The 21,561-nt window shown below is 51.4% G+C and carries 18 protein-coding genes; 2 read left to right on the plus strand and 16 right to left on the minus strand.

What is annotated here, in order from left to right; genetic code table 11:
- Positions 1-8 precede the first annotated feature (8 nt).
- From folA to ribF, 11 genes are all read right to left on the minus strand, one after another.
- On the minus strand, positions 9-491 hold the full coding sequence (folA, locus tag H2P46_RS03665; RefSeq protein ID WP_193403839.1) for a type 3 dihydrofolate reductase: 483 nt from the start codon (positions 489-491) through the stop codon (positions 9-11).
- A 322-nt stretch (positions 492-813) separates the two neighbouring features.
- Positions 814-972, minus strand: coding sequence for a hypothetical protein (locus tag H2P46_RS03670; protein ID WP_193403840.1), 159 nt, complete (start codon positions 970-972; stop codon positions 814-816).
- A gap of 34 nt (positions 973-1,006) precedes the next feature.
- Complete coding sequence (locus H2P46_RS03675) at positions 1,007-2,146, minus strand: porin (protein ID WP_193403841.1); 1,140 nt, start codon at positions 2,144-2,146, stop codon at positions 1,007-1,009.
- Positions 2,147-2,379: 233 nt separating this feature from the next.
- Positions 2,380-5,604 (minus strand): carbamoyl-phosphate synthase large subunit, encoded by a 3,225-nt coding sequence (gene carB, locus H2P46_RS03680; protein WP_193403842.1) that lies wholly within the window; start codon positions 5,602-5,604, stop codon positions 2,380-2,382.
- Between the two features lie 13 nt (positions 5,605-5,617).
- Positions 5,618-6,766: a glutamine-hydrolyzing carbamoyl-phosphate synthase small subunit gene (gene carA / locus H2P46_RS03685; RefSeq protein WP_193403843.1), complete on the minus strand. Its 1,149-nt coding sequence runs from the start codon at positions 6,764-6,766 to the stop codon at positions 5,618-5,620.
- Between the two features lie 469 nt (positions 6,767-7,235).
- Positions 7,236-8,051, minus strand: coding sequence for a 4-hydroxy-tetrahydrodipicolinate reductase (gene dapB / locus H2P46_RS03690; RefSeq protein ID WP_193403844.1), 816 nt, complete (start codon positions 8,049-8,051; stop codon positions 7,236-7,238).
- Positions 8,052-8,274: 223 nt separating this feature from the next.
- A complete protein-coding gene (ispH, locus tag H2P46_RS03695; protein WP_193403845.1) occupies positions 8,275-9,228 on the minus strand; it encodes a 4-hydroxy-3-methylbut-2-enyl diphosphate reductase in 954 nt (317 codons plus the stop codon).
- Positions 9,209-9,679 (minus strand): FKBP-type peptidyl-prolyl cis-trans isomerase, encoded by a 471-nt coding sequence (gene fkpB, locus H2P46_RS03700; RefSeq protein WP_193403846.1) that lies wholly within the window; start codon positions 9,677-9,679, stop codon positions 9,209-9,211. Before fkpB ends, ispH begins: the two co-directional genes overlap by 20 nt.
- Before the next feature lie 3 nt (positions 9,680-9,682).
- Positions 9,683-10,189, minus strand: a complete 507-nt coding sequence (lspA, locus tag H2P46_RS03705; protein ID WP_193403847.1) for a signal peptidase II — start codon at positions 10,187-10,189, stop codon at positions 9,683-9,685.
- Positions 10,189-13,005: an isoleucine--tRNA ligase gene (ileS, locus tag H2P46_RS03710; RefSeq protein WP_193403848.1), complete on the minus strand. Its 2,817-nt coding sequence runs from the start codon at positions 13,003-13,005 to the stop codon at positions 10,189-10,191. The genes lspA and ileS overlap by 1 nt, the downstream gene beginning before the upstream one ends.
- 29 nt (positions 13,006-13,034) lie before the next feature.
- Complete coding sequence (gene ribF, locus H2P46_RS03715) at positions 13,035-13,961, minus strand: bifunctional riboflavin kinase/FAD synthetase (RefSeq protein WP_193403849.1); 927 nt, start codon at positions 13,959-13,961, stop codon at positions 13,035-13,037.
- 305 nt (positions 13,962-14,266) lie between these two features.
- On the opposite strand from ribF, the gene rpsT reads away from it, so the two are divergent.
- On the plus strand, positions 14,267-14,530 hold the full coding sequence (rpsT, locus tag H2P46_RS03720; protein WP_193403850.1) for a 30S ribosomal protein S20: 264 nt from the start codon (positions 14,267-14,269) through the stop codon (positions 14,528-14,530).
- Between the two features lie 37 nt (positions 14,531-14,567).
- On the opposite strand, the gene nhaR is transcribed toward rpsT, so the two are convergent.
- From nhaR to dnaK, 4 genes are all read right to left on the minus strand, one after another.
- On the minus strand, positions 14,568-15,485 hold the full coding sequence (nhaR, locus tag H2P46_RS03725) for a transcriptional activator NhaR (RefSeq protein WP_193403851.1): 918 nt from the start codon (positions 15,483-15,485) through the stop codon (positions 14,568-14,570).
- A gap of 18 nt (positions 15,486-15,503) precedes the next feature.
- Positions 15,504-16,676, minus strand: a complete 1,173-nt coding sequence (gene nhaA, locus H2P46_RS03730; RefSeq protein ID WP_193403852.1) for a Na+/H+ antiporter NhaA — start codon at positions 16,674-16,676, stop codon at positions 15,504-15,506.
- A 164-nt stretch (positions 16,677-16,840) separates the two neighbouring features.
- Positions 16,841-17,971, minus strand: a complete 1,131-nt coding sequence (dnaJ, locus tag H2P46_RS03735) for a molecular chaperone DnaJ (RefSeq protein ID WP_193403853.1) — start codon at positions 17,969-17,971, stop codon at positions 16,841-16,843.
- Between the two features lie 102 nt (positions 17,972-18,073).
- Positions 18,074-19,984 carry a molecular chaperone DnaK gene (dnaK, locus tag H2P46_RS03740; protein ID WP_193403854.1) on the minus strand — a complete coding sequence of 637 codons (1,911 nt, stop codon included), beginning with the start codon at positions 19,982-19,984 and terminating at the stop codon, positions 18,074-18,076.
- A gap of 114 nt (positions 19,985-20,098) precedes the next feature.
- On the opposite strand from dnaK, the gene H2P46_RS03745 reads away from it, so the two are divergent.
- Complete coding sequence (locus tag H2P46_RS03745) at positions 20,099-20,251, plus strand: hypothetical protein (protein ID WP_193403855.1); 153 nt, start codon at positions 20,099-20,101, stop codon at positions 20,249-20,251.
- Positions 20,252-20,260: 9 nt separating this feature from the next.
- Here H2P46_RS03745 and H2P46_RS03750 read toward each other — a convergent pair whose 3' ends face one another.
- On the minus strand, positions 20,261-21,460 hold the full coding sequence (locus H2P46_RS03750; RefSeq protein ID WP_193403856.1) for an MFS transporter: 1,200 nt from the start codon (positions 21,458-21,460) through the stop codon (positions 20,261-20,263).
- Between the last annotated feature and the right edge of the window lie 101 nt (positions 21,461-21,561).

Below are 21,561 nucleotides of genomic sequence, written 5' to 3' on the forward strand. Positions count from 1 at the left end.
ACCGCAGATTAACGACGACGATCAAGAATTTCGAAACAGTAACTGTGCGAGTTCTTCTCATCGGCATCATGGAATTCACTGAATGTGGATTGCCATTCATCCGGCTCGTAATCCGGGAATTGCGTGTCGCCTTCGACTTCAGCATCGATATGGGTCAGATAAAGTCGATCGGCACGCTTCAGCATTTGCTCATAAACTCGCCCGCCACCGATCACCATGATCTCTTCCGCATCGCCAGCAGCCTGCAACGCTTCATCCAGCGAGGTTACCCAGGTTACGCCTTCCGCGTTACCTGGCTTGCTGCTAACCACGATATTCAAACGTCCGGGCAACGGTCGGCCAATAGACGCAAACGTCAGTCGGCCCATAATGACCGGCTTTTTCAAGGTGTTGCGCTTAAACCACGCCAAATCTGCAGGCAGGTCCCACGGCATGGCGTTCTCCATACCAATAATGCGATCCGCTGCTAATGCCGCGATAAGACTAATCATGTTAAAAGACTCACTGGAAAAATTGGCGCCATCATACGTAAAGGCGAAACTTTCGTCGATAGCGAGAAGAGTGTATTTGCGTAAAGCTTTTTTGCCACCGCATTTTTGTTACTGGACAGAGTTTTTGACCGCGTTTTCACCTTCTGCTGAATCAAGCCGCCAGCGGAAAACAGCAATCTGGCACAAGGAGAGGATCGTTAGCCCGGACCGTGGCGGGAAAGGCGTTGCCCAACAGGTTCAGCGCTCTTTGCAGACAAATTAAATAATACGACTTCCGCCCGGTTATAAAACTATCGGGCACCGTTAACGGTTGTTGCCGTCCTTAAATCTGCTGGCTGTTTGTGTTGGCGAACATGCTTATCTTGCAGGCATTAGCGCTTGTTGCTGCGCTGTGATTGCTGACTGACTTCTGCTGCAAAAGCAGCGCCAGGCCGAACCGTTTTGGTGAGAATGCGCTGAACCCTTCGAACTGATCTGACAAAAAACGGCTCCCTGGGGAGCCGTTGTTTTCTGACTTAGAAGTCGTAACGCAAACGCACCAGGTTCATATCGCCGAGATTATCGGTACTGGAGGTAAACACGTGTTCGTAATCAACGCGGAAGCCGTAGTCGAGGAACAGCGTGACGCCCAGGCCATTATCAATACGCTGGTAGTTGCGCCCATTGACATATTCCAGGCGATCGCCCATGACATAAGGCTGTACCGCTTTCAGACCGTACTGCTTAACCGGAATTTTATAGCCAGCAAAGTATTCAATACCCCACGCATCATCCGCAAAGTAATTATTTACGTTGGTTTGTTTGGTGGTCAGGAAGTTTTCGTACCAGCCGCCGCCCGCAGAGACAGTCCAGTTGCCTGGTTTCCAGCTTAACGCAGTACCGAAGATGTTCTGGTCATAATCTTTGCTGTCGCCATTGTCTGGATTACGCATGCTGGCACGCGTGTAGTTCCATGCGGTTCCCCACGTCAGATCGTCGGTGATGTGATAATCCACACCCAGCGATCCACCACCTTTACGCTTATAGCGCAGGCCATTGCCCGGCAAATATTCGTTATCACTAAACAGATAAGAGGCATAAACATCAAGTGCGCCGAAGGTATTTTTATATTTTAGCTGCTTACGTGAACGGTAAGAACCATCGTAATCACCATTAATACCATTACCTGGCGCCTGAGCTAGCATGTCGTAATCCCAAATATCCGTTTTTGAGCCGACAATATCGTAATAAACACTGTTCTGCTGGCCGAAGTAGAGTTCACCCAGGGTGGCGCTCTTAAGTCCGGTATAGAGTTGACGACGAGTAGTGTTGTTAGCGCCATCGGCATAGTGGTTATCCCAGCCCCACCACGCCGGGAAGTTCACGCCCAGCTCGTAATAACCCACCCAGCTGACATCATCAAACAGATAATAATTAGCGGTAAAACGGAAGCGTGAGCCGCCGTCAAAGCCGTTACGCTTGTAAGATTTGTCATTACTGCCGGTTTGATGATTGAACTGAGGACGAATACTACCGCCGACTTTGAAGTCGAAGCGGCTAAGCGGATCGCCGGCCTGCGGATCCTGTTTAATAAGAGTAATTTCAGCCTGGCTGGTGAGAGGAGCCGCTGCAACCAGCGCAGCAATGGCGGTGAGTGTGAAAGCACGCATTTTCATTTTTATATATATCCCAGTTACGCTTCAGAGAAATAAGCGAGCGAGATACTAAAGCCAGCGACCTTGCTTTCTATTTATAAATTAGTGCTAATAAATTTAAGTATAAAAAAAACCGCATTAAGCGCTAAAATAAAATTAAATCATTATATTGTCATAATCTACTGTTATGCGCAGTCTGGCAATAGCGAAAAAAACGGCCCCGAAAGGAGCCGTTTTATCATCTCAGTACGTGGTTAAGCTTTAATTTGCGCGTGCATTTCCTGTACGGAAATAACTTGTTCAGTAGGATCAGCATTTAACGCCATCGCGGTGGCAAACCCGCCATTCAGCGTGGTGTCATAATGCACTTTATATTGCAGCGCGCTGCGGCGAATCAGTTTGGAGTCTTCAATCGCCTGACGGCCAGCGGTGGTATTCACAATGTAGGCGTATTCGCCATTCTTCAGGCGATCCTGAATGTGGGGACGTCCTTCATGCACCTTATTCACCAGACGCGGATTGATACCTGCTTCTCCTAATACAACCGCCGTTCCGTGGGTGGCATCCAGTTCGAAACCAAACTTCTGCAATTTCGCCGCGAGGTCAACAATACGTTTTTTATCGCCTTCGCGTACCGACAGCAGAGCGCGTCCGGTCTTTTTCATGTTGCTCTGCGCGCCCAGCATCGCTTTAGCGAAAGCTTCAGCGAAGGTACGCCCCACCCCCATCACTTCACCGGTAGAACGCATTTCCGGGCCGAGGATCGGGTCAACACCCTGGAATTTATTGAATGGCAGCACCACCTCTTTCACAGAGTAGTAAGGCGGAATCACCTCTTTAGTGACGCCCTGCTCCGCCAGCGTTTTGCCTGCCATTACGCGTGCCGCCACTTTTGCCAGCGGCACGCCGGTCGCTTTTGAAACAAACGGCACGGTACGTGCGGCACGTGGGTTCACTTCAATCAAATACACTTCGTTATCTTTTACGGCGAACTGTACGTTCATCAGGCCACGGACATTCAGCTCGAAAGCCAGTTTTTCAACCTGCTGACGCATGACATTTTGAATCTCCTGACTCAACGTATAAGCCGGCAGCGAACAGGCAGAGTCACCGGAATGCACGCCCGCCTGCTCAATATGCTCCATTATGCCGCCAATTAACACGCGCTCGCCATCGCAAATCGCATCAACATCCACTTCTACTGCGTCATCAAGGAAGCGATCCAACAGTACCGGCGCATCATTGGAAACCGATACCGCGGTCTGGAAATAACGCTTCAGATCGATTTCGTCATATACGATTTCCATTGCCCGGCCACCCAATACATAGGAAGGGCGAACCACTAATGGATAACCGATACCGGCAGCTTTCTCGACAGCCTGCTCCAGCGTAGCCACGGTAGCGTTGGCGGGTTGTTTCAGATTCAGGCGCTCAACGGCCTGCTGGAAGCGTTCACGGTCTTCTGCGCGATCAATGGCATCCGGGCTGGTTCCGATTACCGGTACGCCTGCGGCTTCCAGCGCACGCGCCAGTTTCAGCGGAGTTTGGCCGCCATATTGTACGATAACGCCTTTCGGCTTCTCTATGCGGACGATTTCCAGCACATCTTCCAGCGTTACCGGCTCGAAGTACAGACGGTCTGAGGTATCGTAATCCGTCGATACGGTTTCCGGGTTACAGTTCACCATGATGGTTTCAAAACCATCTTCACGCAGAGCCAGCGCCGCATGAACGCAGCAGTAATCGAACTCAATACCCTGGCCTATACGGTTTGGACCGCCGCCCAGTACCATGATTTTGTCGCGGTCCTGAGTGGGGTTCGCTTCGCACTCTTCCTCATAGGTTGAGTACATATATGCCGTATCAGTTGAAAACTCTGCGGCACAGGTATCCACGCGCTTGTAAACCGGATGCAGATTAAACTGCTGACGTAACTTACGGATCTCGCTTTCAGCCACACCCGCTAAGGTAGCCAGACGCGCATCGGCAAAGCCTTTACGCTTTAACGCACGCAAAAAGTTTTCATTAAGGCTATTCACCCCTTCACGTGCAACCTGATCTTCCAGCCGCACCAACTCTTCAATCTGGACCAGGAACCAGCGGTCAATATTGGTCAGATTAAAGACGCCATCGACTGACATACCTGCCCGGAACGCATCGGCGATATACCAGATACGATCCGAACCCGCATCCTTCAACTCACGGCGGATGCGCGTTAAAGCTTCGGCGTCATCAAGGTTCACTTTCGGATCAAAGCCATGAGCGCCCACTTCCAGTCCGCGCAGCGCTTTCTGCATCGACTCCTGGAAAGTGCGGCCAATCGCCATGACTTCGCCAACCGACTTCATCTGAGTGGTCAGGCGATCGTTGGCTCCGGCAAATTTTTCGAAGTTGAAGCGTGGGATCTTGGTCACAACGTAATCGATAGACGGCTCAAACGAGGCTGGTGTCAGCCCCCCGGTGATGTCATTCATCAGTTCGTCGAGGGTGTAACCGACCGCCAGTTTGGCGGCCACTTTGGCAATCGGGAAGCCAGTGGCTTTTGATGCCAGCGCCGATGAGCGTGACACGCGTGGGTTCATTTCGATGATAATCAAACGGCCATTTTTCGGATTCACCGAGAACTGCACGTTGGAGCCGCCCGTTTCTACCCCGATTTCACGCAGTACCGCCATTGAGGCGTTACGCATGATTTGGTATTCCTTGTCGGTCAGGGTCTGAGCGGGCGCTACGGTGATGGAGTCACCCGTATGAATCCCCATCGCATCAAAGTTTTCAATTGAGCAGACGATGATGCAGTTATCGTTTTTATCACGCACCACCTCCATCTCGTACTCTTTCCAGCCAATCAGTGATTCATCAATCAGCAGCTCATTAGTAGGCGACAGATCGAGGCCGCGCTCACAAATCTCTTCAAATTCTTCACGGTTGTAGGCAATGCCACCACCGGTGCCGCCCATGGTAAAAGAAGGACGAATGATGCATGGGAAGCCGACGTCTTCGGCCACCGCCAGCGCTTCTTCCATGGAGTGAGCGATACCCGAACGCGCGGTCTCCAGACCAATGCTTTTCATCGCGACATCGAAACGACGACGATCTTCAGCTTTATCAATGGCGTCAGCGGTCGCACCAATCATGGTCACGCCGAACTCTTCCAGCACGCCCTGACGTTCAAGTTCAAGGGCACAATTCAGTGCTGTCTGGCCACCCATCGTGGGGAGCACCGCATCCGGGCGCTCTTTTTCAATGATTTTGCGTACCACTTCCCAGTGAATCGGCTCGATGTAAGTCGCATCCGCCATTTCCGGGTCGGTCATAATCGTCGCCGGATTGGAGTTTACCAGGATGACGCGGTAACCCTCTTCGCGCAGCGCTTTACATGCTTGCGCGCCGGAATAGTCAAATTCACAGGCCTGGCCAATCACAATCGGACCGGCGCCAAGAATCAGGATGGATTTTATGTCTGTACGTTTTGGCATGATTGGCTCCTGATTACTTCGCTTTCGAACGGAATGCGTCGATCAATTCAATAAAGTGATCAAACAACGGCGCTGCATCGTGCGGGCCTGGGCTGGCCTCTGGGTGTCCCTGAAAGCTGAACGCCGGTTTATCAGTACGATGGAGACCCTGCACGGTTTGGTCAAACAGGGAGACATGCGTCACGCGCAGATTATCGGGTAAATTGGCTTCATCAACAGCGAAACCGTGGTTCTGTGCGGTAATCATTACGGTGTTGTTGTCGAAATCTTTAACCGGATGGTTACCGCCATGGTGACCCAGCTTCATCTTCACCGTTTTAGCGCCGCTTGCCAGCGCCAGCAGCTGATGGCCAAGACAGATACCGAAAACCGGAATATCCGTTTTCAGGAAAGCCTGGATAGCTTCAATAGCGTAATCACACGGCTCCGGATCGCCAGGGCCGTTGGAAAGGAAGATGCCATCCGGATTCAGTTTCAGCACCTCTTCCGCTGAAGTTTGTGCCGGAACAACGGTCAGGCGACAGCCGCGATCAACCAGCATGCGTAAGATGTTACGCTTAACGCCGTAATCAAAGGCAACCACATGATAAGGCAGCGATTCTGCTTTTTTCTGCTCTGGCAGGCCGTGGTTTAATGTCCAGCTGCCCTGCTGCCAGACATAAGGCTCTTTGGTTGAGACTTCTTTCGCCAAATCCATCCCTTTCAGGCCTGGAAACGCCTGCGCTTTTTGCAGCGCCAGCGCGGCATCGGGGGTATCACCTGCGATGATGCAGCCATTCTGTGCGCCTTTTTCACGCAGCAAGCGGGTCAGCTTACGCGTATCAATATCAGCAATGGCCACAATATTGTTACGCTGCAGATAGGCAGATAAACCTTCTTCGCTACGGAAGTTACTGGTAATCAGCGGCAGATCGCGAATAACAAGCCCTTGAGCATGAATTTGACTGGATTCTTCGTCGGCGGCATTAGCACCAACATTGCCGATATGGGGATAAGTGAGAGTAACGATTTGGCGGGAATAGGAAGGATCAGTGAGGATTTCTTGATAACCGGTCATTGACGTGTTGAAAACGACTTCCCCCACTGCCGACCCCGTTGCCCCGATGGCCCGACCGTGGAATTGGGTTCCGTCTTCCAGAACCAAGAGCGCTGACTTAATCAAAACATCCTCCAGGGAATAAACAGTCACAATATATGCATATTAATTCATAATCGTTACCTGAATCAATGCAAAAACCGCCTGAACTATTGATTTTTGGCAAATTGCGCGCATTCTAATGATCGCCCTCTGGCTTGTCTACCCTAAGGCAAAATTTTTTTGTTATTTTCAGGCTTCTGATGGTTAAAACGGGGATAAGCGGCAAAAAGAGGGGAAAACTCGGAGAAATAACCGTTTGCCAGTCGGCATAAACAGGAAAACGGATCTTTCGCATCATTATTTTTGACCATTTGGTCAAAAATAACAGTTTAAACTGAAAAAATCAGGTCCATACTCTATAAAATAGCAAGCTAAGCTTTATTTCATCACCAGACAGCTATTTTAAGATAAAATTAAGGGTAATGATAACATTAACCTTTTTCAATCAAGCAATTAATGATTGAAACAACCACATCACGATGGTACACAACACTCACAACATCGATAAATCCAGCACATCCCGCATATCGTAAAGTCCGGATTTTTTATCTTTTAGCCAAAATGCAGCTTTAACCGCGCCTTTTGCAAAGGTCATCCGGCTTGAAGCCTTATGGGTAATCTCAACACGCTCGCCAATATCTGCAAATATCGCCGTATGTTCGCCGACAATATCCCCCGCCCGGACAGTGGAGAACCCGATAGTTTGCGGTTTACGCTCACCGGTATGCCCTTCACGTGCGTATACGGCGTGTTCCGCAAGATTCCACTCCATTGCGTCAGCAATGGCTTCGCCCATCGCTAATGCCGTTCCTGATGGCGCATCAACTTTGTGGCGATGATGCGCTTCAACAATTTCAATATCCGCATAATCACCCATGATGCTGGCCGCTTTCTCAAGCAGTTTTAATACCAGATTGACGCCGACGCTAAAATTAGCGGCAAACACGATACCAATCTCTTCAGCGGCGGCGCGGATGGCTGCTTTGCCCGCGTCATCAAAACCGGTAGTGCCGATTACCATCGCTTTTTTATGCTCACGGCAAACTGCCATATACTCCAGCGTTCCTTCCGGGCGAGTGAAGTCAACGAGCACGTCAAAATCATCAATCACACTAAGCAGATCATCAGCGATAATTACGTCAGATTTGCCGATGCCCGCCAGTTCTCCAGCATCGCTGCCGATTAAGGAAGAACCAGGGCGAGCCAGCGCCGCTCCCAGTATCACGCCTTCCGTTTGCTGCGTTGCCTGAATCAGGTGGCGTCCCATACGTCCCGGCGCGCCCACAATGGCAATACGGATATTTTTCATATTTATTCATTCCTAAAACAAAACTATGCATGCAAAGCGTAATCAGGTTAACGATGAGTTAACAGTCACGCCACCATTAATCAGGGATAATAAGAATTTTATGCCAGACGCGATTGATTATCAGTAAAAGCAATCTCATCGGATGGAACCGCACACCAGTGGGATTTAAAAAAGCAAAAAGGCCGAACAAAGTCGGCCCTTAACAGACAGCAGTACCACAGCGTTATTGCACGTTGCGCACGTCAACCCGCAATTCTTTTGGCACTTCAAACACGATATTCTCTTCGCGGCCGATCAGCTCAATCGCGGCTTCACCGCCAAGTTCACGTAAGCGCTGAATAACCTGCTGTACTAAAATATCAGGCGCCGAGGCACCCGCGGTTACGCCAATGCAATCGACGCCTTTTACCCACTCTTCCTGAATGTCGTCAGCGGAATCGATCAGCTTCGCCAGTTTACCGGCACGCTGAGCCAGCTCCGCCAGACGATTCGAGTTAGAAGAGTTTTTAGATCCAACCACCAATACCACTTCAGCATCACGCGCCAGGGTACGCACCGCTTCCTGACGGTTGGTAGTGGCGTAGCAAATGTCATCCTTGCGTGGACCAATAATTGCCGGAAAACGCTGGCGCAGCGCATCAATAATGTCAGATGTATCATCTACCGACAGCGTCGTCTGCGTCATAAAGCTGAGATTGCTTTCGTCTTTAACCGCTAATTTGAAGACATCTTCCGGTGATTCCACCAGGTACATACCGCCATTGGGATTGTTGTATTGCCCCATGGTGCCTTCCACTTCGGGATGACCGGCATGTCCAATCAAAATGGCTTCGACGCCTTTACGGCTGGCACGTGCCACTTCCATATGCACTTTGGTTACCAGCGGACAGGTAGCGTCGAATAGCATGGTCAGATGACGTGCCTTCGCTTCAGCCCGAACGGCTTGTGAAACGCCATGTGCTGAAAAAATCAAAATCGCGTTATCTGGCACTTCGCTAATCTCTTCGATAAAGATCGCGCCACGCTCGCGCAAACTATTAACCACGTAGCGGTTATGTACCACTTCATGTCGGACGTAAATTGGCGCGCCATACATCTCTAATGCACGCTCGACAATGCTGATTGCCCGGTCAACACCCGCGCAGAATCCGCGCGGATTAGCTAACAGAATTTGCATCGTTCGCCCCCTGCACTGGATCAATTTCCAGCACTTCAATATCAAATTGAATGCGATGGCCTGCCAGCGGATGATTGAAATCAACCGTAATGGAATCACCGGAAACTTCACGGATCACGCCGGGCATTTCGCTGCCGCCCATACCGCTAAACAGCATGATGGCACCCACTTCAGGTTCGCCGGCATCGATAAAATCGCGGCGCGAAAAATACTGGATTAAATCCGGGCTAATGCTGCCAAAAGCATCTTCCGGTGCTAACGTGAAGTGCCGCTTTTCACCCGTTTTTAGCCCCAGCAGCGCCTGTTCCAGCGCAGCAGACAGACTGCCATCGCCCAGGCGAAACAGCGCAGGTTTACCGTTGGCACGGGTCGATTCCGCCGTAGAGCCGTCTTCCAGCTTCAGGGTGAAGTGCACCAACACCGCGCTGTCGCGCTGTACAGACTCAGTCATGACTTACCCTTTCTGTTTTGCCTGTTTGCTGGTTGGGCTAAAAAAGCCTTCCAGCACCACTAACGCAGCACCAATGCAGATGCCGCAGTCAGCAATATTAAACGTTGCGAAGTGCCAGTTACCGATATAGAAGTCGATAAAATCGACGACGAAACCATGATATGAGCGGTCAAACAGGTTGCCCGCTGCACCACCGATAATCAGCGCATAAGCGATGTTAACGATCTTCTGGCTGGCACGGCTGCGATACATCATCACTAACAGCGCCACAACAATAGCGATGGCGATGCCAGCAAAGAACCAACGTTGCCAGCCGCCTTTGTCAGCCAGGAAACTGAACGCCGCACCGTAGTTATGAGCGTAAAACAGGTTGAGGAATGGCATCAGCGGCTGCGTTTCGTGCAGCATCATGTTATTCATCACCCATTGCTTACTGGCGAAATCGACAACGATCACCGCCAGCACCAGCCATAGCCAACGCAATCCGGTTGAAAAAATAGGTTTACTCATCAGTCAAATTTACGCTCTTCACCGTTACCGGCTACGTTGGTGTAACAGCGGCTACAAACTTCAGCATGCTCAGGATTCTGTCCAACATCGGTGGTGTAATGCCAGCAGCGTGGGCATTTTTCGCCTTCCGCTTTATGTAACGCCACTCTCAGCCCCTTTAACAGTTCGCTCTGCTGTGCTTCGTCATTAGCCAGGGCGTAATCGGCAACCTGCGCACCTGAGGTCAGCAACACAAAGCGCAGCTCGTCGCCCAGCGCTTGCAGCTTAGCTGCCAGCGCTGGTGCCGCGTACAGCGTAACCGTGGCTTCCAGCGCGCCGCCAATGCGTTTGTCGCTACGCGCCTGCTCGATCACTTTGTTCACTTCGCCACGCACTTTCAGTATCTCGGCCCAGTAGGCGTCATTTAACGCTTCATTTTCTGCCAGACCAAACAGACCTTCGTACCACTCTTCAGTGAAAACATATTGCGCGCGTTCGCCAGGCAGGTAGCCCCAGATTTCGTCAGCGGTGAAGGACATGATCGGCGCCATCCAACGCACCAGTGCTTCAACGATATGCCACAGCGCCGTCTGGCAGCTGCGACGCGCCAGGCTGTCGCCCTTCGCGGTATACTGGCGATCTTTAATGATGTCGAGATAGAAGGACCCCATCTCCACCGAGCAGAACTGCATCAGGCGCTGAATCACTTCGTGGAAATCGTAATTTTCGTAAGAGGTAATGATACCTGCTTGCGCCGCTTGCGCCCGGCCCACCGCCCAGCGATCCACTACCACCATCTCTTCTGGTTTCACCAAATCAGTCGCGGGATTAAAGCCGCTGAGATTTGCCAGCAGGAAACGCGCGGTATTACGGATACGACGATACGCATCGGCTGAACGCTTCAGGATTTCATCTGAAACCGCCATTTCGCCGGAGTAGTCGGTAGACGCCACCCATAAACGCAGGATGTCTGCCCCCAGCTTGTTCATTACATCCTGCGGCGATACGGTGTTGCCGATTGATTTCGACATCTTACGGCCTTGACCGTCAACGGTGAAACCATGCGTCAATACCTGACGATAAGGCGCTTTGCCTTTCATCGCCGTGGAGATCATCAGCGAAGACATAAACCAGCCGCGATGCTGATCCGACCCTTCCAGATACATATCTGGCGTGTGACCAGCAAATTCTGGACGCGCATCCACTACAGAATAGCTGGTTGAACCGGAATCAAACCATACATCCAGCGTATCGGGCACTTTGCGATAGTGATCGGCATCGTCGCCCATCAGATCACGCGGATCGAGATCCCACCAGGCCTGAATACCCTCTTGTTCGACAAGCTTAGCGACTTTTTCCATCAGCTCCAGCGTATCCGGGTGCAGCTGTTCGGATTCGTTATGTACGAACAACGCCATCGGTACGCCCCATGTACGCTGACGTGAAATACACCAGTCAGGACGATTTGCGACCATTGATTCAATACGCGCCTGGCCCCAGTCTGGGATCCACTGTACGCCTTTGATCTCTTTCAGCGACTGCGCACGCAGGCCCTTTTGATCCATACTGATGAACCATTGTGGCGTTGCGCGGAAAATGATCGGGGTTTTGTGACGCCAGCAGTGCGGATAGCTGTGCAGCAGTTTTTCAACGTGCAGTAGTGCGCCTTTCTCTTTTAACAGCTCAACGATCATATCATTGGCTTTAAATACGTTGATACCATCCAGCGTTGGATACGTGCCGGGCAGATAAGCGCCATCCGGGCCAACCGGATTGGCAATTTCGATACCGTATTTTTGTCCAATAACGTAGTCGTCCGGGCCGTGGCCTGGTGCGGTATGAACGGCGCCCGTACCCGCCTCCAGCGTCACGTGCTCGCCTAATACCACCAGCGACTGAATGTCGAGGAAAGGATGCTGGAATTTTTGCAGCTCAAGCGCTGCACCTTTACATTCGCCCAGCACGGCCCATTCGCTGATGCCTGCACGCCTGAGCACGCTTTCAACCAGATCTTTAGCGAGGATTAACGCACGCCCGTCGATCTGTACCAGCTGGTATTCAAATTCCGGGTGCAGAGAAATGGCCCGGTTAGCCGGCATGGTCCAGGGTGTCGTGGTCCAGATAACCAGAGAAATCGGGCCATTAACCTGAGACGCGCCAAATACGTTACGCACCGCATCAGCATCGATGGCGTTAAACATCACATCAATGGATGGCGAGGTTTTGTCGTAATACTCAACTTCCGCTTCAGCCAGGGCTGAGCGGCAATCAAGACACCAATGCACAGGCTTAGCGCCTTTATGCAGGTGACCATTGCCGATGATCTTGCTAAGCGCGCGAATGATATTGGCTTCGGTCTGGAAATTCATCGTCAGGTAAGGACGCTCCCAGTCACCCAATACCCCCAGGCGGATAAAGTCAGCTTTTTGGCCTTCTACCTGCTCAGCGGCATATTTACGGCACGCTTCACGGAACTCAGCTGCGGTGACTTTTTCACCCGGCTTGCCGATCATCTGTTCGACTTTATGTTCGATAGGCAAGCCGTGGCAGTCCCAGCCCGGAACATAGGGCGAGTCATACCCCGCCATGCCTTTCGACTTGACAATAATGTCTTTCAGAATCTTGTTAACAGAGTGACCAATATGAATGCTGCCGTTCGCATAAGGAGGGCCATCGTGCAGAATAAAGGTTTTTTTCCCTTTTTTGGCTTCGCGAATGATGCCGTACAGGTTGTCATCATACCAACGTTGCAGCATTCCCGGTTCGCGTTTGGCCAGATCGCCACGCATCGGGAACCCCGTTTCCGGCAAATTCAGGGTAGATTTATAGTCACTCATCAGATTCTCGATTCCGTTTTTCGCTCGGGTTAAAGCCCAAAGAACTGTCGGGCTGTCACCACATCTTTCGCTATTTGTTCTTTCAACGCCTCCAGTGAGGCAAAGCGCTGCTCGTTTCGTAATTTCTGCTTCAGCACCACGTTAATATGCTGACCATATAGATTCATATTGATGTCAAGCAGGTGAACTTCAAGCTGCTGGCGTAAACCTTTTACCGTTGGACGCGTGCCAATATTTGCTACGCCTGGCAGCGGCTGTGGCGTCAAGCCATGTACCTCAACCGCAAAAACCCCTTTCACCGGCGAAACAGCGCGGCGTAAAGGAAGGTTCGCGGTGGGGAAACCGAGGGTGCGTCCCAATTCATCGCCGTGCACTACGCGGCCTGAAATACTGAAAGGGTGGCCTAACAGCAACTGTGCCAGCGCAAAATCATCATTGGCCAGCGCCTGACGCACGGCTGTGCTGCTAATACGCTTGCCGCCGTCACAAAAGGTTTGAGTGCTGACCACATCAAAGCCGTACTCAGCACCGGCTTTCTGTAATAACAGGAAATCGCCCAAACGACCAGCGCCAAAGCGGAAATCATCGCCGACGGCCAGGAACTTCACATTGAGTTTTTTGACCAGCAGTTCAGCAATAAAATTTTGTGCTGATAACGCCGCAAAACGGCGATCGAAGCGTACGCACAACACCTCATCAATGCCCGCTTCAGCCAGGTATTTAAGCTTCTCACGCAGGCGCGTCAAACGGGCAGGCGCTTTCTCGCCAGCAAACAGCTCAAGCGGCTGCGGCTCAAACAGCATGACCATTACCGGCAAATGACGTTTGCGTCCCTCTTCGCGCAGCTGGGACATCAGCGCCTGGTGACCGCGGTGCACGCCATCAAAATTACCAATGGTCAGTACGCAGCCACGATGCTGCTCGTTAAGATTATGAATACCGCGGATAAACTTCATGGCTGACTCAACGCGATGGAAATCGGCGGATTATACCCTTGAAAGCCGCGAAGGTTAACCCGTCAGCACGCCTTTCTGCTTTATGACGGTCATTTACTGCCGCTGAAGCGGGACAGAAGAATTTTGTCGCGAAATACTGTATTCAGTAGGGGGAAGCTGGTAGAATCTTGCGCCATCAAATACGTAACCGAGCGTCGTTCCTATAGCGCCGCTTATTTGCACAAATCCATTGACAAAAGAAGGTTCAAAAGGCATAGTCCTCGGCCTTTGATTTGTCTATACAGAACACATTTGGGAGTTGGACCTTGGCTAATATCAAATCAGCTAAGAAACGCGCCGTAACATCTGAGAAACGCCGTAAGCATAACGCTAGCCGCCGCTCTATGATGCGTACCTTCGTTAAGAAAGTATACGCGGCGATCGCTTCAGGCGACAAAGCTGCTGCGCAGAACGCATTCAACGAAATGCAACCAATCGTGGACCGTCAGGCTGCTAAAGGTCTGATCCACAAAAACAAAGCTGCACGTTATAAAGCAAACTTAGCTGCACAGATCAGCAAACTGGCTTAATCGCGGGTTGTTAATCGCTTTGTTGAAAGAACCGGCGCTAAGCCGGTTTTTTTTCGTCTGTTGTTTGTGAAGCGAACAGTTCGCTAAAGTCACGTTGGCAAATACGCTGTACCGCCGGATGCTGGATCATGCGTTCGGCAAAAATGACATGGTACTCCTCCAGCACTGTATCCAGCCGGCCAATTTCACAGATTTCAGCGCTTTGATAAAGATCTTGCCTGTATAAACCTGGGGCGACGAAAATCGCCTTCTGCTGCGCACCAAATGCTTTCATTAAAGCCGCATCATCAAACTCACCCAAAATTTCCACCTGTAATCCCTGGCTGTTAATCCAGTCAAGAATTTTACGGCCCAACATTGAGCGACGCCCCGGAATTAGTAATCGCCGCGTTTCCAGACTCGCCGGGAACGGCAATTCAGGCGGCGGTTGTGCGCACCAAAAGCTCACCGGACATTCACCCAGCTTCACCGAAAACAGACCTTCCTGCTGGGTGGAATCAATGGAGCAGTCCGATACAATCATATCCAGCTTATGCTGACTAAGCTGTTCCAGTAGCATTTCGTGGGTAGATTCAAAACAGCGCAAATGAATTTTCTCATCGGAGATCACCGCCGCTTCCAGCACTTTACTCACCAGCTGCTTAGATAGCGCATCCGCTACACCGACATCAAACAGCAAATGCGATTCTTTGCGATAGTTAACAATATCAAGCATTTCCTGACTGAGCATAAACATACGGTCGGCATAGCGGAAAACCAGCTGCCCTAATTCTGTGGGTACGACTCCCCTGCCCCGACGCTGGAATAGCTTGCCCTGCAGGCGCTCTTCAAGCGCTTTGATCTGCCCGGTAATGGTTTGCGGCGTCAGGAATAAGGCTTCCGCCGCACCGACAATCGACCCTTCACGGCAAACATGCCAGAAGTAATAAAGATGGTTGTAATTGATGTGTGGCATACCTATTTTCTCAACCGCTTACGCTGCGTGTTTTGCCAGACGACGCCGCAAAATCAGATAGCCCAATACAGCAGAGCAAACTGAGCCAATCAAAATGCCCAGTTTGGCTAAGGTAATGAGCTCCGCACTGCTGTCACCATACGCCAGCGAACCGATAAAAATCGACATGGTGAAACCAATACCGCATAGCACGCCCACAGCGGCTATGTCCCTGAAATCAGTGTTCTCAGGCAGCTTAGCCAAGCCCATTTTTACCGCCAGCCAGCAAAATAATGTGATACCCAGCGGTTTACCGATTAGCAATCCTGCCATGATACCCAGCGGTAATAAGGAGAACAGGCTGTCGAACGAAATACCGTCCAGTGATACGCCGGCATTAACAAAAGCAAATAGCGGCAGGATCAGCCAGCGAACCCACGGATGTAGCGCATGTTCAAGGTGAATGGCGGGAGAGTGGCCCTCTTTTTTCGCCAACGGGATCAGGAAGCCAACGACTACGCCAGCCAGCGTAGCGTGCACACCGGATTTCAACACTGCGGTCCACAGAACCATGCCAACTATCAAATACAGTGAAGTATTGCGCACGTTCAGCAGGTTCATCACCACCAATACGCCAATGGCCACAGCAGCAACGCTCAATGAGACAAGAGAAAGATCGGAGGTATAAAACAGGGCAATAATCACTATTGCACCCAGATCGTCAATGATCGCTAACGCCATTAAGAAGATTTTCAGTGCAGGCGGCACGCGGCTGCCTAATAACGCCAGAATACCAAGGGCAAAAGCAATATCAGTCGCAGTTGGAATGGCCCAGCCGTTGCGGGTCGCTGCATCTGCACCATTAAAAAGCAGGAAAATCAGCCCCGGCAGTAACATTCCCCCCACCGCAGCAATCAGAGGGAAGATCGCCTGTTCACGCTTTGCCAGCGCGCCCATCACTAACTCGCGCTTAACTTCCAGCCCTATCATCAGGAAAAACAGCGCCATCAATGCATCGTTGATCCATAGCAATAAATTTTTGCTAATGTCCAGGTCGCCAAAACGGAACTCAACCGGAATGGTCAGGAAATGAAGATAGCCCTGTTGTGTGCTGCTGTTATTCGCCAGAAACATCGCTAGCGCCGCCGCGACGATCAATACTACGCCGCCTGTCGCATCGCTATTGAGGAGCTTTTTTAATCGGCTGTTCATAAGCAATTGTCCTTTTCCAGGGGAAAAACAAAGAGGCTAGGATAATCACTATAACAGTTCGTTAAAAGCAGGTTATTTATGAATAATTACTCGCAAATACCGAGCATTTAAAGGACGTATAAAAAAACCAGCGACTGGGCGCTGGTTTTGGAAACTTTAGACGCTTATCGGGTTAAGTCGTCAAAAAACTTCTTCACGCCTTCAAAGAAGCTTTTCGAGCGTGGACTGTTGTGCTCACCGGTTGGGCCACCGAAGCTCTCTTCCAGTTCACGCAACAGCGATTTCTGTTTCTCATTGAGGCTGACCGGGGTTTCCACCACGACGCGACAAAGCAGATCGCCGACAGCGCCGCCGCGTACCGATTTCACCCCTTTGCCACGCATACGGAACAGCTTGCCGGTTTGGGTTTCAGACGGCACTTTTAGCTTCACACGACCATCCAGCGTCGGCACTTCGATCTCGCCGCCTAACGCAGCCATCGCAAAGTTGATCGGCACTTCGCAGTAAAGATTGTTATCTTCACGCTCAAAGATCGGGTGTTTCTTCACCGATACCTGAACGTACAGATCGCCTGCTGGTGCGCCATGCTCACCCGCTTCACCTTCACCACTTAAACGGATACGATCGCCTGTATCAACGCCTGCAGGAATTTTCACCGACAAGGTTTTCGATTTCTCGACGCGTCCATGACCATGACAGGCATTGCACGGATCTTTAATTACCGAGCCTCGTCCATGACAGGTTGGACACGCTTGCTGAACGGTGAAGAAGCCCTGACGCATCTGTACCTGGCCCGCACCGTGACAGGTGGAACACGTTTGCGGCTTGGTTCCGGCCTTCGCGCCGCTACCGTGGCACACTTCACACTCTTCCAGCGTCGGAATGCGGATCTCTTTGGTCACGCCGCGTACCGCTTCTTCCAGCGTCAGTTCCATGTTGTAGCGTAAATCAGCGCCACGGGATGCGCGCTGACGGCGTCCACCACCAAAGATGTCGCCAAATACGTCGCCAAAGATATCGCTGAAATCTGCGCCGCCGCCACCGAATCCGCCGCCGCCCATGCCGCCTTGCTCAAATGCTGCGTGGCCATATTGATCGTAAGCCGCACGCTTCTGCGCATCGGTCAGAATTTCGTAGGCTTCCTTGATCTCTTTAAATTTGGCTTCAGCTTCTTTATCCCCAGGATTACGGTCCGGGTGAAATTTCATTGCCAGGCGCTTGTACGCCTTTTTGATTTCACGCTCGTCTGCGGATTTGGCGACGCCTAAAATCTCGTAGTAATCACTCTTCGCCATTTATCTAGCCCTTAACATGATCGCACGGGCGTGGAGAGATCTCCTACGCCCGTGCTGGTTTCAACGGCTGTCAGGCCAACCGCCGCGCCCGGTCAGGGGCAATTATTTCTTGTTGTCTTTTACTTCTTCGAATTCAGCGTCAACCACGTCATCTTCTTGTTTCGCTGACGCGTCGCCTGCATCGGCAGCACCCGCCTGAGATTGCTGTGCTGCTTCCATCAGTTTGCTGGAGACTTCCATCAATGCCTGCATTTTGGCTTCGATGTCGGCTTTATCTTCGCCCTTCAGTGACGTTTCCAGAGCAGCCAGTGCCGCTTCGATTGGTGCTTTGTCGTCAGCAGACAGTTTGTCGCCAGCTTCTTCCAGCTGCTTACGCGTGCTGTGGGCAATCTGATCGCCCTGGTTACGCGTTTGCACCAGCTCTTCGAACTTACGGTCAGACTCAGCGTTAGCTTCCGCCTCACGCACCATTTTTGCGATCTCTTCTTCATTCAGACCAGAAGAGGCTTTGATGGTGATTTTCTGTTCTTTACCGCTGTTTTTGTCTTTCGCAGATACATGCAAAATACCGTCAGCATCAATATCGAAGGTCACTTCGATCTGTGGCATACCACGTGGCGCTGGCTGAATGCCATCCAGGTTAAACTGGCCCAGCGATTTGTTATCGTTAGAGCGTTTACGTTCACCCTGCAGCACGTGAATAGTTACGGCATTCTGATTGTCCTCAGCAGTTGAGAACACCTGGCTGTGTTTGGTTGGGATCGTGGTGTTCTTGCCAATCAGCGACGTCATCACACCCCCCATGGTTTCGATACCCAGCGACAGCGGCGTCACGTCCAGCAGCAGCACGTCTTTCACGTCGCCACCCAGTACACCGCCCTGCACCGCAGCACCAACAGCAACCGCTTCATCCGGGTTCACGTCTTTACGTGGCTCTTTGCCGAAGAATTCAGTTACTTTAGCCTGAACCAGTGGCATACGGGTCTGACCGCCCACCAGAATCACGTCGTTGATGTCTGAAACCGATAAACCAGCGTCCTGCAGCGCCACTTTCAGCGGCTCAATCGAACGGGTAACCAGATCTTCAACCAGCGACTCCAGCTTAGCGCGAGTAACTTTGATGTTCAGGTGCTTAGGACCAGTCGCATCTGCAGTGATATAGGGCAGGTTAACGTCAGTCTGTTGCGCTGAAGAAAGCTCGATTTTCGCTTTCTCTGCCGCTTCTTTCAGACGCTGCATGGCCAGCGGATCGTTGTGCAGATCAATGCCCTGGTCTTTCTTAAACTCAGCAACCAGATAGTTAATCAGGCGGCTGTCGAAGTCTTCACCACCAAGGTGGGTGTCACCATTAGTTGCCAGAACTTCAAACGTTTTTTCGCCATCCACTTCATCGATTTCGATGATGGAAATATCAAACGTACCACCACCCAGATCGTATACCGCGATGGTGCGGTTACCCTGACCTTTGTCCAGACCATATGCCAGCGCAGCGGCGGTTGGTTCGTTAATGATACGTTTTACTTCCAGACCGGCGATGCGGCCTGCATCTTTGGTAGCCTGACGCTGTGCGTCGTTGAAGTAAGCGGGAACGGTAATTACCGCTTCAGTCACTGGCTCACCGAGATAATCTTCTGCGGTTTTTTTCATTTTTTTCAGCACTTCCGCAGAAATCTGTGGAGGTGCCATTTTCTGGCCTTTTACTTCCAGCCATGCATCGCCGTTATCCGCATTGGTGATTTTATACGGCATGATTTTAATATCACGCTGTACTTCTTCATCCTGGAAACGACGGCCAATCAGGCGCTTAATCGCGAACAAAGTGTTCTGCGGGTTAGTCACTGCCTGACGTTTAGCTGGCTGACCAACCAGCGTTTCGCCATCCTGGGTGTAAGCAATAATCGAAGGCGTGGTGCGATCGCCTTCAGCGTTTTCCAGCACGCGAGCTTTGGTGCCATCCATGATCGCAACACAAGAGTTGGTTGTGCCCAGGTCAATACCAATAATCTTACCCATCTAAACGTCTCCCACTAAAATTCTTTGCCAGTTTGGGTTGTGAACCTGTTATGCGGGCGGGTTGTTTGCTTTCAACCATCACCACCTGCTTTTTTCCACCGTCCACAACACTCGATGACAAGTAAATGGGGCCGCTTCGAAGCGCATCAAGGGTTAAATGAAAAAAATTTTGCAAAAAGTCTGTTTATGGCAAAAAAGTCAGACGCTAACTTCCCTGACGGTCCTGGCGTGCTTTTGCTGGCTATGCAGATACAGCCCAGTCAGTAACCCGATTAATTACCAGGCTGGTGCCAGCGGTGTCAAACGCAAAATGAGCGTGACGAAAATCGGCGTCAGACCGCCAAAAATGGCATAGGCAACGTTATAAGAGAAGGAGATGCCGGTAAAGCGCACCGCAGCCGGAAAAGCGCTGACCATCACAAATGGCACCACGCCAACGCTCAGTCCTGCCAGGCCATAACTGACAAACAGCGCCTGCGGTCCATTGTCGAGTTGATGGAAAAAATTCCAGCTACACAGCGCCAGCAATACTGAGCCAGCCATTAATACGCGTGCCGCGCCAAAACGATCCACTAACCAACCGGTAATGACGCAACCGGCCAGCAGCATCACCGTCGCCAGACTGTTGGCCTGCAAGCTCAGCGCGGCTGAAACAGCGTGCTGTTTTTGCATTAATGTCGGTGCCATCAAAATCACCACCACAATGCAGGCTGACAGCAGCCAGGTCAGCAGCATCGACACGACAACGCTGCGTTTATGGCTTGTCAGCACGGTTTTCAGCGGCAACGTTTCTGCCAGCGCTTTTTGCTGCTGCAGCTGCTGAAAGACGGGGGTTTCATGCAGCCAGCGGCGGAGATACATCGCGACCAGGCCAAAGAGACCACCAAGAAAAAACGGAATGCGCCAGCCGCTTGCCGCAATCGCGCTCGGCGACATCGTGCTGTTAATCACGGTCGCCACCAGCGAACCCAGTAAAATTCCGGCGGTCAGCCCCGCAGTCAGTGTGCCGCAGGCGAAACCGACGCATTTTTGTGGCACATGCTCCGCAACAAACACCCAGGCGCCCGGTACCTCACCGCCAATGGCCGCACCTTGCAATATGCGCATCAGCAACATTAGCAACGGCGCGGCAATGCCAATAGCGTGATACCCCGGTAAGGCACCCATCGCCAGCGTTGGTAACGCCATCAGTAGAATACTCAGGCTGAACATCTTTTTGCGGCCAACTTTGTCACCAAAGTGCGCCATTACGATACCGCCTAGCGGGCGCGCCAGATAGCCTGCCGCAAAGATAGCAAACGTCTGCAACTGGCGCAGCCACTCCGGCATATCTGGCGGGAAAAACAGGTCGCCAATAACCGCAGCGAAAAAGACAAAGATAATGAAGTCGTAGAACTCCAGCGCACCGCCAAGGGCGGCAAGGGCAAGCGTTTTATAATCCTGGTGGTCCAGGCGCTGAGTAGGGTTCGATTCCATAACATTCCAGAGGCAAAAGAAAAGCGGTTGTAAATTTTGCATTACTATACCGTCAATTTTTTACTACATCAGCCAGGCTGTAGCTTATGCCTGAAAAAGGG

This window comes from Mixta mediterraneensis, from assembly GCF_014946725.1.
In the GTDB taxonomy this organism is placed as follows: Bacteria; Pseudomonadota; Gammaproteobacteria; order Enterobacterales; family Enterobacteriaceae; genus Pantoea; species Pantoea mediterraneensis.